The 15,580-nt window shown below is 44.6% G+C and carries 13 protein-coding genes and 1 pseudogene; 9 read left to right on the forward strand and 5 right to left on the reverse strand.

Features of this window, described 5'->3' with window-relative positions:
- Window positions 1-12 precede the first annotated feature (12 nt).
- From AC2VDX_RS17225 to AC2VDX_RS17240, 4 genes are all read left to right on the forward strand, one after another.
- Window positions 13-159: a hypothetical protein gene (locus tag AC2VDX_RS17225; protein WP_378183661.1), complete on the forward strand. Its 147-nt coding sequence runs from the start codon at window positions 13-15 to the stop codon at window positions 157-159.
- A 504-nt stretch (window positions 160-663) separates the two neighbouring features.
- Window positions 664-2,250 carry a glycosyltransferase family 39 protein gene (locus AC2VDX_RS17230; RefSeq protein WP_378183664.1) on the forward strand — a complete coding sequence of 529 codons (1,587 nt, stop codon included), beginning with the start codon at window positions 664-666 and terminating at the stop codon, window positions 2,248-2,250.
- Between the two features lie 388 nt (window positions 2,251-2,638).
- Window positions 2,639-3,694: a DNA cytosine methyltransferase gene (locus AC2VDX_RS17235; RefSeq protein WP_378184037.1), complete on the forward strand. Its 1,056-nt coding sequence runs from the start codon at window positions 2,639-2,641 to the stop codon at window positions 3,692-3,694.
- Window positions 3,691-4,548 (forward strand): NgoMIV family type II restriction endonuclease, encoded by an 858-nt coding sequence (locus tag AC2VDX_RS17240; RefSeq protein WP_378183667.1) that lies wholly within the window; start codon window positions 3,691-3,693, stop codon window positions 4,546-4,548. Before AC2VDX_RS17235 ends, AC2VDX_RS17240 begins: the two co-directional genes overlap by 4 nt.
- A 568-nt stretch (window positions 4,549-5,116) precedes the next feature.
- On the opposite strand, the gene rppA is transcribed toward AC2VDX_RS17240, so the two are convergent.
- Window positions 5,117-5,824 carry a two-component system response regulator RppA gene (gene rppA / locus AC2VDX_RS17245; RefSeq protein ID WP_378183670.1) on the reverse strand — a complete coding sequence of 236 codons (708 nt, stop codon included), beginning with the start codon at window positions 5,822-5,824 and terminating at the stop codon, window positions 5,117-5,119.
- An 86-nt stretch (window positions 5,825-5,910) separates the two neighbouring features.
- Between rppA and hisG the strand changes: the two genes are divergently transcribed.
- The 3 genes from hisG to AC2VDX_RS17260 are packed head-to-tail and all read left to right on the forward strand — an operon-like array spanning window position 5,911 to window position 8,714.
- Window positions 5,911-6,555, forward strand: a complete 645-nt coding sequence (hisG, locus tag AC2VDX_RS17250; protein WP_378183673.1) for an ATP phosphoribosyltransferase — start codon at window positions 5,911-5,913, stop codon at window positions 6,553-6,555.
- 14 nt (window positions 6,556-6,569) lie between these two features.
- Window positions 6,570-6,803, forward strand: a complete 234-nt coding sequence (locus AC2VDX_RS17255) for a hypothetical protein (RefSeq protein ID WP_378183676.1) — start codon at window positions 6,570-6,572, stop codon at window positions 6,801-6,803.
- Window positions 6,804-6,833: 30 nt separating this feature from the next.
- Complete coding sequence (locus tag AC2VDX_RS17260) at window positions 6,834-8,714, forward strand: ABC transporter ATP-binding protein (RefSeq protein ID WP_378183679.1); 1,881 nt, start codon at window positions 6,834-6,836, stop codon at window positions 8,712-8,714.
- A gap of 160 nt (window positions 8,715-8,874) precedes the next feature.
- Here AC2VDX_RS17260 and AC2VDX_RS17265 read toward each other — a convergent pair whose 3' ends face one another.
- Window positions 8,875-11,271 carry a PhoX family protein gene (locus tag AC2VDX_RS17265; RefSeq protein WP_378183682.1) on the reverse strand — a complete coding sequence of 799 codons (2,397 nt, stop codon included), beginning with the start codon at window positions 11,269-11,271 and terminating at the stop codon, window positions 8,875-8,877.
- A gap of 560 nt (window positions 11,272-11,831) precedes the next feature.
- On the opposite strand from AC2VDX_RS17265, the gene AC2VDX_RS17270 reads away from it, so the two are divergent.
- Entirely contained in the window at window positions 11,832-12,662 is an 831-nt protein-coding gene (locus tag AC2VDX_RS17270; RefSeq protein WP_378183685.1) for a hypothetical protein, read from the forward strand.
- A 60-nt stretch (window positions 12,663-12,722) separates the two neighbouring features.
- On the opposite strand, the gene AC2VDX_RS17275 is transcribed toward AC2VDX_RS17270, so the two are convergent.
- From AC2VDX_RS17275 to AC2VDX_RS17285, 3 genes and pseudogenes are all read right to left on the reverse strand, one after another.
- Entirely contained in the window at window positions 12,723-13,196 is a 474-nt protein-coding gene (locus tag AC2VDX_RS17275; RefSeq protein WP_378183689.1) for a hypothetical protein, read from the reverse strand.
- A 212-nt stretch (window positions 13,197-13,408) separates the two neighbouring features.
- A pseudogene (locus AC2VDX_RS17280) lies at window positions 13,409-13,654 on the reverse strand (sensor histidine kinase); the annotation flags it as partial.
- Window positions 13,614-14,918: a PAS domain-containing protein gene (locus tag AC2VDX_RS17285; RefSeq protein ID WP_378183691.1), complete on the reverse strand. Its 1,305-nt coding sequence runs from the start codon at window positions 14,916-14,918 to the stop codon at window positions 13,614-13,616. The pseudogene AC2VDX_RS17280 and the gene AC2VDX_RS17285, both read right to left, overlap by 41 nt.
- Before the next feature lie 136 nt (window positions 14,919-15,054).
- Between AC2VDX_RS17285 and AC2VDX_RS17290 the strand changes: the two genes are divergently transcribed.
- Window positions 15,055-15,222 carry a hypothetical protein gene (locus tag AC2VDX_RS17290; RefSeq protein ID WP_486928212.1) on the forward strand — a complete coding sequence of 56 codons (168 nt, stop codon included), beginning with the start codon at window positions 15,055-15,057 and terminating at the stop codon, window positions 15,220-15,222.
- Window positions 15,223-15,580 lie beyond the last annotated feature (358 nt).

Raw genomic sequence — 15,580 nt, forward strand, 5'->3', positions numbered from 1 at the left:
CAAAACGATCGCATGGATTACACCTCTACCATCTCACTTTTAATTTTTATTTATCGGAAGAATAAAAACTGGGATGCTCCCAGTGTCATCTACTACTCAGATTTGATATCAATTAATCTCACCAAAGCGATCGCTTGTCTCATCCTTGATGGAAATTAGCTGGCGTTGATGGCGAAATGGGAATGACGTAAGAGCGATCGCGCAACGCGCAATATATTCGCTAACCCTAACGCCTTTCTGTAGACGCGAAGCGGCGCATCCGTTGCTCTAGGGTCGGTCTATCCGTAAAACTACCAGCATCTTCAGTTAAACACTATCAAACTTCCACTTTTTCAGAGCTAAACCGTAATATTACTGTGATTAAATCAAAGATAAATTTGATTACATACAACTAAATCACTTACCTGTCTGTAGTTTAGATATCACTTCACAAAATCTTTGTTATTTGCCAGGAAAAGATGGATCTTCTGTAAAGATTCAGTAAAGATTCTCTTTAGAGTCAGTATTCTTCCTTAGGGATTGCTTAGGATATAGCGAAAGCACTATTAGAAAGCTAGGTACTTTTATTTAATTCTCTGACTTTTATCTACAAAACGAGAAAGAAACCAATTTACACAAGTTACGTGTTTTTACGGAAAGCTTGAATTTTATTTACACAATTAGATGGTTCGTGATTCTGAAAAGCGTGCAGAGGCTAATCAAAAGAATATACGATTTTTAGTTATTATCGTACTAATTTTAGGGATATTTTTTCGATTTGCAAATTTAGATCGGAAAGTCTACCAACACGATGAAGCTTTTACCTCAATGCGAATTTCTGGCTATTCCAAACCAGAAGTACAACAGCAACTTTTCGATGGTCGTGTAATCAGTGTCGAAGACTTGCAAAAGTATCAGCGCCCCAATTCAGAAAAAGACTTAATCGATACCATACAGGTGCTGGCGCAATACCCAGAACATCCGCCGCTATATTACGTGATAGCGCGATTTTGGGTGCAGTGCTTTGGCAGTTCGGTGGCAGTGACAAGAAGTTTGGGTGCCCTAATTAGTTTGCTAGCATTCCCTTGCATTTATTGGCTGTGCCGAGAATTATTTGAGTCGTCGCTGACGGGATGGATAGCGATCGCTATCATCGCTATTTCACCCTTACACGTACTGTACGCCCAGGAAGCGCGGCAGTATAGTTTGTGGACGGTGACAGTCTTGCTATCGAGTGCAGCGTTGCTGCGAGCTATCCGGGTTAAAACTAAGCTAAGTTGGGTGATTTATGCAGTTACTGCGGCGTTGGGACTCTATTCAAACTTGTTTTTTGGGCTGACTTTAATTGGTCATGGGATTTATGTCATTTTAACTAGAATACGTCGAGAAAATAAAGCTTTTATTGCTTATTTGCTTGCAGCAATAGCGGCTAGTTTAACCTTTGTACCCTGGGTTTTGGTTGTTTTCAGTAGCGATCGCATCATTGATAGAGTAGCATCAGCTCCAAAACCACCCAATTTATTTACTTTAGTTAAATGGTGGACTCGTAATCTTAGCAATATTTTCTTAGATATAGATCCTAGTGGTAACTGGTTCGATCCGATTGGTTATGATGACCCTTTTTCCATTCCTCTAACTTTAATCTTGGTTGGTTACTCAATCTATTTTCTCTATCGCCATACCCCTGTGAAAGTTTGGTTATTTATTTTGACTTTTACTGGGATGGCGGTTATCCCCCTAATGCTACGAGATTTAATGACTGGGGGATTTCTATCCACAGCAACACGATATCTAATCCCATCCTATTTAGGAATTCAGATAGCTGTTGCTTACCTCCTGGCTAGTAAAATTACTTGGAGTTTTAATTCCATCCGGCAACAGAAACTGTGGCAGTTTGTGATGGTTGCTCTGCTTTCGTGCGGAGTCTTATCCTGTGCAATCAGTTCGCCAGCAGAGGTATGGTGGAACAAATTTATGGACACTTATAATCCTCAAGTGGCTCGCATCGTTAACCAAGCTTCTCATCCGCTTGTGATTAGCGATACTAAAATTCCCGGAAGTGTATTATCCCTTAGCCATCTGCTCAGTCCGAAAGTGCAGCTACAGTTGGTGAACAAACCAAAAACATTTCTAGCTGCTGATGGTTTCAGTGAGGTATTTTTATTCGATTCATCAGATACTTTGCGAGAACAACTTGAGAGAAAACAGGGTTATAAGTTTGATATAGCTTTTAAAGGCTACAAATTTGAACTCTGGGAAGCAAAAAACTAGCTAGCGGCTATCAAGCCTAATTGCAGAATTAAATAAATGGAATGGCGATCGCTTTTGCCATAGATGCTGTAAATCGGTAGCATCTCACCTGCTGTCTTCATTTTTCGGCGTAGCATGACAAGGAAAAGACGCGATAGCGAAGCGCCGACCTGTCGGTTCGCGCTGCTTAATTTTTAGCAACATTGAAACTAATCGCCGTTTTGAAGCGTATCAGACAGAAGTACAAGCGATCGCGCAATTGGGAATTAGCTTCCATGACTGGTTGAAATTAGCTCCCTCTATAGAATCTAAACCCGATGGCGCAGAATTGATGTACATCATTCCATCCCAGCCCCTAGTACTGTAACTCTATCGTTTACAATACTTTCTGTTGCACAAAATAGTAGCCATGAAATATCGCCTGATTGACCTGTTCTCAGGAGCAGGCGGGATGACACTTGGATTCACAGATAAAAGATTTGGAGGCGGATTTGAAAGTATCCTTGCGGTAGACAACGATAAGGCTGCGATAGCAACTTACAATGCCAATTTTGGCACAAATGTGATGTTAGCACGTGTAGAAGACTGGCTAGATAAACACCCTAAGATTCCGGTAGCCGATGTTGTTATTGGGGGTCTTCCCTGTCAAGGCTTCAGCCTGCTGAACAAAAAGCGTCTGGGAGACTATCGCCGTGCCCTTTGGGAGCCATACATGGATGTCGTAGAATCTTCTGTGGCATCTGTATTTATTCTAGAAAATGTACCAGAATTTTTGCGTTCCATAGAGTTTACTTATATCAATAATCGGGCAAAAAAAATTGGGTTTAAAGTATTTTCTGGAATCTTAAATGCTGCAAATTATGGCGTACCACAAACGCGAAAACGTGCCTTCATTATTGGTTGTCATAACAAATGCATTCCAGCTCCACATTTTCCCCCAGCACCTACCCACCCTAATAATTGGCTAACGGTGCGTAACGCTATCAGCGATTTACCTGATCCAGAAGGAACACAAATTCGCCAAATTCCTCCACCTCTTGATTTGCACTTTGGGCGAAGTCCAACCCCAATAAGTTTGCAACGTTATAAAGCGGTTCCACCAGGAGGCAATCGTTTTGACCTTCAAAAAAATGCACCTGAATTAACTCCTGCTTGCTGGATTAAGAAAACTTCTGGAGGGACAGATTTATTTGGTCGCTTATGGTGGGATAGACCCTCAGTAACAATTCGCACTGAATTTTTTAAGCCTGAAAAAGGTCGCTATCTCCATCCAGAAAAGCATCGGCCAATTACACATAGGGAAGCTGCAAGATTGATGGGGTTTCCAGATGATTTTCGTTTTTTTGGTAGCAAGGTAGAAATTGCAAGGCAGATTGGTAATGCTGTGCCGCCACCGCTAGCAGGAGCGATCGCTAAGATGATTTGGAAAATGTTAGATGCCTCTTTGAAAGGTAGCGCAGCATGAGTGCTTATTTCTCTCAATCAAGAAAAAAGTTTCACGCAGATGTGCTGGTCGGGCTAATACGTTTTAATAGTCAGGGTGTACCAAACTTTGCAGACACTTCCAGTAAAGCAAGCTCAAATATTGCTAAACGTATTGTTGGAAAAATGGAGGGAGAGGTTAGTATTGGTCGTGTAGCAGGGCAAACTTCTGGAAAATTATTTGAGGATTTAGTTCTAGAATTTATCCAGAATTGTTTCGGAAGACTGGGTAATCTTCGACCTGGAACATGGGGGATTAAAAAAATAAGCAGTCGAGATAGATTGTCTATAGCCCAATTTGAACAATATGCCCATCTCGTTGTACTTGATGAGGCAGCCAGGTCTAACCCAGCGCTTGCCGCAGCTTTAGGCAGTGACTATACCATCACGCCTGATATTTTGATGTTTCGCGTTCCAGAACCGGATGACCGAATTAATGAAATATCCGACCTTGTGGATGACGAATCAGTTACTTACGCCATTCTAAGACAAAAGAATAGTGGAGCTTCGATTCTACACGCTAGCATATCTTGTAAATGGACAATCCGCAGCGACAGAAGTCAAAACTGTCGTACAGAAGCTCTTAATCTAATCAGAAACAGAAAAGGTAAATTACCTCATATTATTGTAGTAACTGCTGAACCTTTGCCAAGTCGAATTGCCTCTATTGCACTTGGTACAGGAGACATAGATTGCGTTTACCATTTGGCCCTTTATGAGCTGATAGCTGCTGTTAGGGAAGCGGATTTAGAGGATGCTGGTGAAATGTTGCGGATTATGGTTGAGGGAAAGCGGTTGAGAGACATCAGCGATTTGCCTCTGGATCTTGCTACTTGAATTATTTTCAATAGTTGAGCAATCATTAAAAATAGCTCAAGGATTGCTCTAATATCTGAAATGGGGCAAAATAATAAACTGAAAACTAGACGAATTTGCCAATTTCAATAAAGTTAATCATTCAATCGTTTTTAAATTTAAAGGTAAAAAAAGATAATCCGTGGTTATTGCGCGTAATTAATAATAAGATAAATGTTAAGACAGCACCAGCAAAGATAGCCCATAAAACATATCGATTTTTTCGATTCAGCCAACTAAAGAAGAATACTAAGATGAGAAAGAGAATAGTAGTAACAATTCTTTGTAAGTTTCTTAAATCCCAAGCTATCAAGGGATCTTCCAAATCTCCAAACATCATTAAAATGGCTCCTTGTAATTTAGGCTTATTCTAATCTATATAAATAGACAGCTCAACAGCCAAACCAATATTTTTGTGTAGACGATACCAGGCGATCGCTACTGTTAGGGAAGCGGATGTAGAGAATCCGGGTGGAAGGCTGCGGATGAGGGTTGAGAGACATCAGCGGTTTGCCTTTTGGATATCGCCACTGAAAGTTAGAAAGCCGCGTCAGCCACCATCTCCGAGGCGATAGCCTTTACCGTAGACAGTATGAATCAAAGCTGTCTCTCCAGCCGCTTCAATTTTGCGGCGCAAAAGCCGAATCAAAGCGGCTAAAACGTTACTGCTGGGTTGTTCTTCTGGGTTCCACAAATGTTGATGAATTTGGGCGTGAGTTAGCAACTGCCCAGCGTGACGCATAAAATATTCCAGCAGCTGAGTTTCTTTTTCTGATAACTCAATGGTGCGTCCGTGACGATAGGCTAGCTGGTTTTCACAATCTAGTTCTAAATCTCCAATCTGAAGTAGGTGAGGACGGTTGTGCGCCCCTACAGTCACCCTGATAGGCGCATCGGTCGCGGAACGACGCAGCAAGGCGCGGACTCGTGCGAGTAACTCTCGCAGTTCAAACGGCTTCACCAGATAGTCATCCGCACCGGCGTCCAAACCCAGCACGCGGTCGTCTATGGTATCTTTGGCAGTGAGAAAAAGGACGGGTGTAGCATCTTTGCGCGATCGCATCTGCTGACAAATCTCCAACCCGGCAATCTCCGGCAGCATCCAATCGAGAATCAGCAAGTCATAGCCTCCTTGCAGCGCCATCTGGCTGCCAGACGCCCCATCGTAAGCCAAATCAACGCTGTAGCCTTCACGACTTAGCACGCGACTCAGCGGTTCAGTCAGCTCAACTTCATCATCCACCAAGAGAATTCGCATCACAAAAGTTATGAATTATGAGGTATGAGTTATGAGTTACCTTTTGATATTCAAAACTCAACACTCAACACTCAGAACTCTATTCTATGCTTACCGTTGCATTGCCCAAAGGCGCACTCTTATCTGATAGCATTCGGCTGCTGCAAAGTGTCGGACTCGACTTTAGTGCCTTCAAAGATTCTGCCAACCGCCAACTCCAAATACAAGACCCCACCGGCACCGCCAAAGCGCTACTGGTAAGGGCGCAAGATGTCCCAGTTTATGTGGAATATGGGCAAGCGCATTTAGGGATTGTCGGTTACGATGTTCTACGGGAGAAAAACCCCCAGGTTGCTCATCTAGCTGACCTCCGGTTTGGTCTTTGTCGGCTGTCAGTGGCGGTACGGTCTTCTAGCCTTTATCGGTCAGTCTTGCAACTGCCGCCCCACGGTCGAGTCGCGTCTAAGTTTGTTCATTGTGCCCACGAATACTTTGAAAGCTTAGATTTACCCGTAGAAATTGTGCCTTTGTATGGTTCCGTAGAACTAGGGCCGATTACCGGGATGTCGGAGGCGATTGTAGATTTAGTTTCCACGGGTCGCACCCTGCGCGAAAATGGCTTGATCGAGATTGATACACTATTTGAAAGTACGGCGCGGTTAATTGCCCACCCTCGGAGTTACCGCCTCAATACGGGTGATATCCATCAATGGGTTGAAGACCTTAGAAGTGCTGTTTTAATCAATTGCTAGCGCAAGGCGATCAAATGGACGAAACAATCAGGATTTGCTCGGTTGATAAAAATGCTTGGAGTTCAATTGTGCAAGGTTTTGACCCGAATATTCTCCAAAACGTGCTAGAAGTCTATGGCGCTGATGGAGAGAAAGTAGGAACTCTGTGCGAATCGGTAGATGGCAAATCCTACATCAACGGGCAACCTGAAACGGCTTACCTATCTCTACAGGCAGCTGCTACAGCACTGGTGAAAGGGGAACAATGAAGAAAGTAGAAAGAAGATAGCTTTGGCAGCATGACTCAATCCCCGCTTCTGACGGAAACTTATGGAAAAGAGCGATCGCGCGTTCGTGAAAGCGACTGGCGACTCTTCCTGCGCCTAGTCCCCTACGCCCGGAAAAGTGGTCGCCTGCTGATAATTTCCATCCTGTTGTTAGTGCCGCTGTCAGTCGCAGGGGCAATTCAACCGATCATCGTGGGGCAAGCAATTTCGCTGATTCGTGGGGAAGCAGTTTGGTCTTTTCTTCAAGGTAAAGGCTTGTTGGAAGGAATTAATCTTCTGGCCGTTTTACTGCTGGTAACGATGATCGTTCGCATGGTGTTCACCGCCGCCCAAGGTTACACGGTGCAGAAGGTGGGACAGCAAATTACCGCCGAGATTCGCACTGACTTATTTCATCACGTCACTTCCTTGGCGGTGCGATTTTTTGATCGCACCCCCGTGGGACGATTGATTACCCGCCTCACCAGCGATGTAGAAGCCCTGGGGGATGTCTTTTCCACAGGTGCCATTGGCATTGTCAGCGATCTAGTGTCGATTTTAGCGATCGCCATCACCATGTTTTTGCTGCAATGGCAGCTGGCATTGATGCTAACACTGATGTTGGTGCCGGTGACGGGTTTGATTATTTACTTCGAACAGCAGTACCGCAAAGCCAATTACAACGCTAGAGAAGAACTCTCTGCACTCAACTCAACGCTGCAAGAAAACATCGTTGGAGTGAACGTCGTGCAGCTATTCCGGCGAGAGAAATTCAACTCAGAACTGTTTCGGGTAACGAATCAGCGGTATATCGAAGAAGTAGATAAAACTATCTTTCACGACTCAGCCGTATCAGCCACATTAGAGTGGATTGCACTGGTAGCGATCGCGGGCGTACTCTGGTTAGGCGGACAAATGATCATGGGCAAAGCCCTCAGTTTTGGCACCCTCTCTGCCTTTATCTTGTATGCCCAGCGTCTATTCGATCCCTTGCGACAATTTGCTGAAAAATTTACCTCCCTGCAAGCTGGTTTCACCGCCGTCGAACGCATCACCGATATTCTCAGCGAACCGATTGAAATCCGCGATCCTGAAGGTACACAAAAGCAGCTTGTAGAGACGCAATTTATCCCGTCTGGATCAGAGGAACCGAGGAGAATTTCCCATTCCCCATTCCCAACCGCCAAAGGTGAAATTCGCTTTGAAAATGTCTCCTTTGCCTATAAAAATGATGAATACGTCCTCAAAGACCTGAACTTCACCATCCATCCCGGCGAAAAAGTCGCTCTCGTTGGTCCCACGGGTGCTGGTAAAAGTTCGATTATTCGCTTGCTGTGTCGCCTTTACGAAACCACTGAAGGTCGCATTTTCCTTGATGGTGTCAACGTCCGAGACTTACCCCAAAAAGAACTGCGGGAACACATGGGCGTCATCCTCCAAGATGGCTTTCTGTTTGCCGGTGACGTGAAGAGCAACATTACTCTAGGAGATACTTACTCCTTTGAAGAAATTCGACAAGCCGCCGAAAAAACTAATGTTGCCAGTTTTATCGAACAACTGCCTCAAAGCTACGATACCCAACTTAGAGAACGAGGCACCAATATCTCTAGCGGGCAAAAGCAACTCTTAGCATTTGCCCGTGCCGCTATCCGCAATCCCCGTATTTTAGTGCTAGATGAAGCAACAGCCAGTCTAGACGTAGGTACAGAAGCTTTAATTCAAGATGCCCTCGACAAATTGCTGGAGGGACGCACCGCCATTATTATCGCTCACCGTCTCTCAACCATCCGCAATGTAGACCGGATTTTGGTGCTGAAGCGAGGGCAACTGGTAGAGTCGGGCAGCCACGATGAATTGTTGCGCCAAGGCGGATTGTACGCCAGTTTATATCAGTTGCAAATGTTAGGCGCTTAAGAAGGTAAAAGTAAAAAGGCAAAAGAAAGATTCTTGTCTCTTTCTTTTGCCTTTTTACTTAATTAGGACTTACGCAACTTGCGCGACATCTGAGGGCAACCACAGGGGGATTGAACCGACAAGAACGCTATATGTATAAGCTTTGCGTAAGTCCTGTTAATTAAACAAACGTGCCATTTGACTGCTTGCGTTGAATGCCAATCACCGAAGGACGCGGTGGTCCTTGAGGATTGCCCTCAATATTGCTAGGCCAATTACTACCACGAGGAACCGTGCGTTGTTGGTTAAATAGAGTGCCATTCAAGTCCAGCATCTCAATCGTTCGACTTAGGGTTTGCTGAGGAGTAAACGGGCAATCTTCACCAGGGTGCTGCACCGCCAGGATCAGCGTATCCCCGATAAAAGTCGGCCCCGTCATCTCGCAACGCGGCGGGCCATAGGCAAAGGGTACGATTTCCCCGGCATCCGGGCCAGTGGTGGGAATGAAAAAGAGCCAGTTATTTCCAAAAACCCCAATCAGGTTAGAAGTTTGAACATTGAGATTAGAATCATCCACACTAGGGGAGTTAGCACCCACTACCCTGTGGTCTATCAGTAATGGAGTTGCGGCAGCACCAACATCAAAACCATTGTGAGCGCTCGTAGACATATCCGTGACGCCCCAAATATTTCCTTTGGGATCAAATGCCAAGTTATCCACATTGGCAAAACCAGAACCCGGTTCTGCTCCTGCTTCCCCACCTTTAGCAAATCGCTGCCAGCGGAAAGTTGTACCCGTGCCATCCGAGCTGTTTTCCATAATTTTGAACAGTTCGCCCGAAGGCTGTCCGGCGGTGACGGCAGGGCTGTACTTAGAAATCACAAAGATTCGAGAGTCGGGGTAGCCATCGCTTCCCGCCGCACCATCCGTGTAGGCAATAAATACTTCCTTAGTGCGAGGATGAACTTCGATATCTTCGGGACGTGCGGTGGGAGTGGCTCCCATTAAGTTGGCAGCTAAGAAGGCATCCACGAGGACAGCCCCTTGGCTGGTGTAAAAATTGGACAGCTTTTTACCTTTGTAATCAGGTAGAAGCGTGGCTTCATTAGTTGTATCTACATTTAAGGCACCACCATCTGTGGTTTGGCTAGCAATCCCGTTCCGTTTGGGTAGTTTAATCAAACCATTCCGGCTCGCTTTGCCTAGTGCGGCAATTTCTTTAGAGCCAAGAACGGAGGGCGGAATCGGATTGGTAGCAGCATTCAAATCCAGGGGAATCCACGTTCCTGTCCCGTCAGGATTGTAACGGGCGACATACAGCGTCCCATCCTCAAATAAAGCGCTGTTGCTCTTGCTATTGGGGGCAGAAACTGTGCCTTTGCTGATAAATTTCCAGGTGTGTCCCCCACGTCGGTCATCACCCATGTAGGCAACTAATTTTTTCCCAGCTTCCGCCCGCATGGCGATGTTTTCATGACGGTAACGACCCAAGGCGGTGTGTTTGCGAGGGCGGAAATTCGGGTTACTCGGATCAATTTCCACCATCCAGCCGTATTTTTCGCCGACCAAGCCAAATTTTTCCCCAGTGGTACCGGGGGTGTAGCTAGTCTGAGTGCCGTCAGGCTTCACAAATTCTGTGACTCCCACAAAAAAGGCTGTGCTTGCCTGAAAGTTTTCTTCCGCTGAGAGGATGGTTCCCCAGGGAGTGGTGCCGCCAGAGCAGTTGTAGCCAGTGCCAATGATTTTATTACCCAGCCCATCTACACTGAGAGGAAATACTTGAGTGGCAGCGAGTCCCGTACCCAGCAGGTAGTTTTGATCGCCTTTCTGGTAGCTCTTGGAACCCCAAGAGGTAATGGTTTTATACTGATCGGAACGCTCGCTGTTAATCCCTAAACCGGAAAGACCATGAATGCGTCGATTGTTGGGATCTTTAACAATCGAATAGCGTCCGGCGCGATTTTGGCGTGACATCCGCAGGACAGAGCCACCCATGTTGTACATGATTTCGCCCAACAGGAGAAGACTGGTTTTGTCAGCCGGTAAACTCTGCCCGACGACCAAGGGATAAGATTCAGGCAATCCTGCTAAATCCGCTGGGACTTCAGGGAGTGCAAAAGCAAACGGGTAGGAGACATACTCGTGATTTACCCAAAGGTAGCCATCGTTGGGGTTTCTGCCATCCAGGGGAACGAAGCCGGTGTAGTCGCAGTTGTAGCCAAAGTATTCTTCTTGGTTGGGGAAGACGCGATCGCCCCAACGTACAATCACATAACGTTCGTATTCTGGGGGTACCACTACATCATCAATGATGTTGTAGGTGCCTAACCGAGTATCAGTAGCAGCATTTAGTACGCTTCCTTGATTATTAATTGCTGTAGCGTAAAAACTTTTTTGCTCTTGGTAAATCGGTAAAGGATGTGGCAAACGCACTGGGGTAAATTTCAGCGATGGAACCGCTTGGGCAACGCTAGGATTGCTGCCAAAACGCTGTCTCCCCAAAGTAGGAGCTAGTACAGCAGTACCGGCACTCGCCCCAAAAAAAATTAGTAGCTGCCTGCGACTGAACTTAGACATTAAATTCCCTCTCTTTTTGGGATCGCAATAATCAAAAATCTTGAGTCATTATTTGGCAGGAATTTAGTCGAGCTAAGCTCTATAACTTAAACAGTCAGCCAAAAATGCTGCGAACTTCAGCGAAGCCACAGCATTCATGTCAACTGCTAGTCAACGCAGCATTACCTCAAGCCATCGGCATAAGTAGATATACCTCTAGCATCATGCCTGCTTTTTGTTCTCTCTACTCGAATGGGCGGCTCCCCCATGCTCGACTTACACCGCCAAATCTGGGTGTTTCTACGCACCCTATGAATACTACTGACGTAGAATTAAGCTTCTTTAATCTCTGGGTTAATACAAGATTAATAAAATATAAATTTATCAAGAAGTTGTAAATAAGAATAAGCTTGTTAAGCCGAATTTTAGCAGGTCTTATACCCCTATTAATGTTTGCTTAACCAAAAATGCTTTTAATAGAAGTATCCGTGAAAATACTTAAGGTTAACCCAAGCCTGCTCTTAAAAATCAGCAGAACTTGAAAAAGACCTTTTTGACGGAAAAAATTAGGAGTCATTTCAATGATAAAAACGATTGGTTTTGCGGCACTTGCCATCGGTGTAAGTGTATCTTTTCCAGCTACAGCGAAAGCTGCTATCCTGAATGGAGGATTTGAAGAAGGGTTTCAGAACTGGAAAACAGTAGGCGATTATCGAATAGAAACTTCAGCTTTTGGAATTAAGCCATCCCAAGGAAAAAACCAGGCTTTTCTCTCAACTGCATACCAAGAAATTCTTGGTTTTGACAATAATTCTAATCCGATAATCGGCGGGAATGCCGCTCCCGTCACTTTCATTTCTGGCTTTGCTGAAGAAGAAAGTTTAGAAGGATTCTTAGGTTTCTCAACTTTCTTTGGCGATCAATCTTTATATGACATTGCTACCGCAGAGCCGATTGAGGGATCTGCCATCAAGCAGACTTTTAAAGCCAGTGCTGGGCAAAAGTTATCTTTTTCTTGGAACTTCCTCACTAATGAGGCTGTTGAGCAAGCTGCGGTTGATGACTTTACCTATCCTGAATTTAATGACTTTGCTTTCGTAAGCCTTCAGTCAGAATCTAGCACCCAATTCTTCAATTTAGCGGATACAATTTCAAAATTTACTGACTCTTCGAGTGTCTTTAGTAAAGAAACGGGATTCAAAACTTTTTCATACATCATTCCAACTTCAGGAGAATATACTTTAGGGATTGGGGTTGTGGATGTTGGGGATGGAACACGTATTTCAGCCTTATTGGTTGATGAGGCGGCAGTTGTTCCTGAAACTACGCCTACATTGGGTATACTTCTTTTTGGAGTGGCAACAGTAGCAGGGTTAAAGGGTAGAAAGAAAAACCCAAATTTGTTGTCTTAAAAAGATAATTTTAGTGTTTTTTCTACCTAGAGGCGCGAATAATTGCGCCTCTACTTGTATTTAATCATCCCGAAAACCAGGATCGTCTTCGCGTCTGATGGTGGATGTAGGAGTAATCGGAGGTAGGAAGGAATCAGATGAATTATAAAAGCCTAGCAGCAATCCAGAATTATCAAAATATCGAATCCAACGATCAATTTTGGGTTCTGTCTGCCAATCAGAACGATAAACTTTTGAAAATAGAAGTGGGGCTACTTGTCCTTTGATGTCACCGAAAATTCTGATATAAATTTGCGTGATATCCGGGTTTTTGGCAAATCCCTCATCAACAGAATTGCTAGCAATAGATTCTGCTTGCTCAAGCACGTCTTCAAAACTTTGATTGGTATTAGGGCTAAAAATCAGATCGATTTGTTGAAGTTCAGGTTGTTGAGTTTCAAACTGCTGAATTTGAGAGAAAACAGGTGGAGCGATCGCGCTCAATCCTGTCAAAATTAAAAATGTAGCTGAAACGATCCCGCGATGGATACCCATTGCTGTTACTCGTTAAATTTTTATGGCTTTATTTCTTCTACTGAAAGTACCTTGCAACACAGCTTATATCCGTGATAACATTTCAGCATTAACAGACTAACACTCGTAGAATTAATCAGCCACTAAGTTAGGGTTAACTCTAAGTAAAGACGAAAAACAAAACGCAGCGGTTAGGTGTCGTGCATTTAAATGAAAATCTTATCAAATGAAGCCTAACGGTGCTGTTGAATGGGAATTGCGATCGCAAACTCTGTACCTTGCCCTGGTTCAGACACGCAGTGCAATTGACCCCCGTGTTTTTCCACAACAATTTGATAGCTGATCGACAAACCTAACCCCGTGCCTTTGCCCACGGGTTTGGTCGTAAAAAAGGGATTAAATAACTGTTTTTTCATAGCTTCCGTCATCCCTAGACCGTTATCTGCAAAGCTGATAACTACACGATCGGAGTTGACAACAGGTGATATCCGTAATCATCGCAAAGGAGCCAGCATAATTCCCCGCTGAGTCGAAGATGGGAGAGGTAGAAACAATTGCCCATCGAAACGAGCCATCTTTGCAACATAACTTGAAATCAATCTTGTCTTTAATACCTTGGTGATGAAGCTTGACTTGGCGGGCAGCGATCGCTTTCCCTTCATCATCCATGAAATCAAATAGCGGTCTACCCTGCATCTCCTCAATGCTGTAGCCAAGCATTTCTGTCATTGTGCGATTGACAAAAACCGTCTTGCTTTGGGCGTCGATCACCCAAATTCCTTCTAAGGCAGTCTCAATAAAGTGACGATAACGCTCTTCGGATTCTCGTAGCGCCTCCTCAGCGGCTTTGCGCTCGGTAATATCCCGCGAGATGCCAATCAGACCAATCACGTTACCACAAGGTTCGCGCAAAACGCTTTTGGTGGAAAGATAAGTCTTGGTGATGCCCATGATGGTAACAACTTCCTCAACCACCTCAGCTTTTCCCGATGCCATAATGCGGCATTCAGTCTCTGTGAGTTGACAGGCAAGTTCAGGTGACAACAACTCGGTATTATTCTTGCCGATAATTTCCTCCACCGGCTTACTCAGAATGGTGCCAAGACCTGAATTAGGCATCACCACCCGGTATTGTAGATCCTTGACAAAGATGGCATCGGGGGTTCCTTCAATGACTTCCTGCAAGAGGCTATAGCTCTGCTGGAGTGCCGCCTCAGTGCGCTGGCGCTCTAGCATCTCTTCCTGCAATTGCTCGTTGGCTTTCCTAAGTTCAGCCGTCCGCTCTTCCACCCTGATTTCTAGCTCAGCCTTTGCCTTTTTCAGCGCTTGCTCTGCCTGGTGACGCTCGGTAATATCAATCCCCGTACCGATGATGTACTTGACCCCACCAGAGGAGCCGAGCAGCGCCGTATTCGACCAAGCAATCAAACGGCGATCGCCATCTCGCGTTAACCAGTAGTTGTCATACTGGTTTGGGAACTGACCAGCTTGAAGATTTTTAAAGACAGCTTTGACAGGTTTCACTTCTTCTGGCAGCAAAAACAAATCCCAGAACGGTCTGCCTTTGACTTCATCCGCCGCGTAAGCAGTGGTTTGCTGGCAGGCTTGATTGAAAAGGACGATTCGCCCCTGGGTGTCGAGAACCACCACCAAAGTTGCTGCTGTATCCAGAACAGCGGCGACGAAGTTGCGCTCATCCGGCAACACTTCCTCGGTATTAAAGGTTCCACGACTTTTTGACATATTTTTTTAGATAGTTATTCCAATTTTTTGATTCTACATTATGGTGCTATTGGTTCAGATTATTTAGCTACAAAAAGTTGGACTGGTTAGCGTGTTGGAGGTGGCGGTGGATAAAGTTAACAGGATTATTAAATTCATGGGGAATACTAGCAACCATCTGAGCGACGCTGAACATTTTTTAGGCTTGAATCAGTTGAGCTTGAGTTTCTTGGAGTTCTGGCAAAGTTTGTTCCAGTTGCCAGGTTTTGTCTTGGTCAAGACGGGCAGAATTACTGGCTTCGGCGTAGAGTTCCGCGCTTGTTAATCGCGATCGCTATCTGATGTGGCAATGGCGCAAAGCAGTGCCACATCAGCGTCTGTCCAAACCAATTTTGTGCCGGATACTTAAGCGAAAGATTAGCTGTTTTAGCTAATTTTTTGGAGGTTTCTTGGAGTTATTTTCTGGAACAGATACAGCGGTAAAATTTATTTTATCTTCAGAAACTTTTGGCTCGGAAGACTGCATCAACAAAAAGCCTCCGTAATTATCCTTAATTTAATCAGTATGAAAATACTCAAGTTTTTACTTAAAAACTTACTTTTATTTTCAAAAATGCAACCAAGATATATAAAATTTTGATAAAGTCAAAGAAGAATGTATATCTAAACACAGTAAGAATTAA

It is taken from the genome of Coleofasciculus sp. H7-1 (genome assembly GCF_057473865.1).

Bases quoted from the DNA above. Each gene is read 5' to 3' on its own strand.
- AC2VDX_RS17235 (WP_378184037.1), top strand. From the start codon at position 2,639: ATGAAATATCGCCTGATTGACCTGTTCTCAGGAGCAGGCGGGATGACA.
- AC2VDX_RS17270 (WP_378183685.1), top strand. From the start codon at position 11,832: ATGATAAAAACGATTGGTTTTGCGGCACTTGCCATCGGTGTAAGTGTA.
- AC2VDX_RS17225 (WP_378183661.1), top strand. From the start codon at position 13: ATGGATTACACCTCTACCATCTCACTTTTAATTTTTATTTATCGGAAG.
- AC2VDX_RS17275 (WP_378183689.1), bottom strand. From the start codon at position 13,196: ATGGGTATCCATCGCGGGATCGTTTCAGCTACATTTTTAATTTTGACA.
- AC2VDX_RS17230 (WP_378183664.1), top strand. From the start codon at position 664: ATGGTTCGTGATTCTGAAAAGCGTGCAGAGGCTAATCAAAAGAATATA.
- AC2VDX_RS17265 (WP_378183682.1), bottom strand. From the start codon at position 11,271: ATGTCTAAGTTCAGTCGCAGGCAGCTACTAATTTTTTTTGGGGCGAGT.
- AC2VDX_RS17290 (WP_486928212.1), top strand. From the start codon at position 15,055: ATGGGGAATACTAGCAACCATCTGAGCGACGCTGAACATTTTTTAGGC.
- AC2VDX_RS17285 (WP_378183691.1), bottom strand. From the start codon at position 14,918: ATGTCAAAAAGTCGTGGAACCTTTAATACCGAGGAAGTGTTGCCGGAT.
- rppA (WP_378183670.1), bottom strand. From the start codon at position 5,824: ATGCGAATTCTCTTGGTGGATGATGAAGTTGAGCTGACTGAACCGCTG.
- AC2VDX_RS17255 (WP_378183676.1), top strand. From the start codon at position 6,570: ATGGACGAAACAATCAGGATTTGCTCGGTTGATAAAAATGCTTGGAGT.
- AC2VDX_RS17240 (WP_378183667.1), top strand. From the start codon at position 3,691: ATGAGTGCTTATTTCTCTCAATCAAGAAAAAAGTTTCACGCAGATGTG.
- AC2VDX_RS17260 (WP_378183679.1), top strand. From the start codon at position 6,834: ATGACTCAATCCCCGCTTCTGACGGAAACTTATGGAAAAGAGCGATCG.
- hisG (WP_378183673.1), top strand. From the start codon at position 5,911: ATGCTTACCGTTGCATTGCCCAAAGGCGCACTCTTATCTGATAGCATT.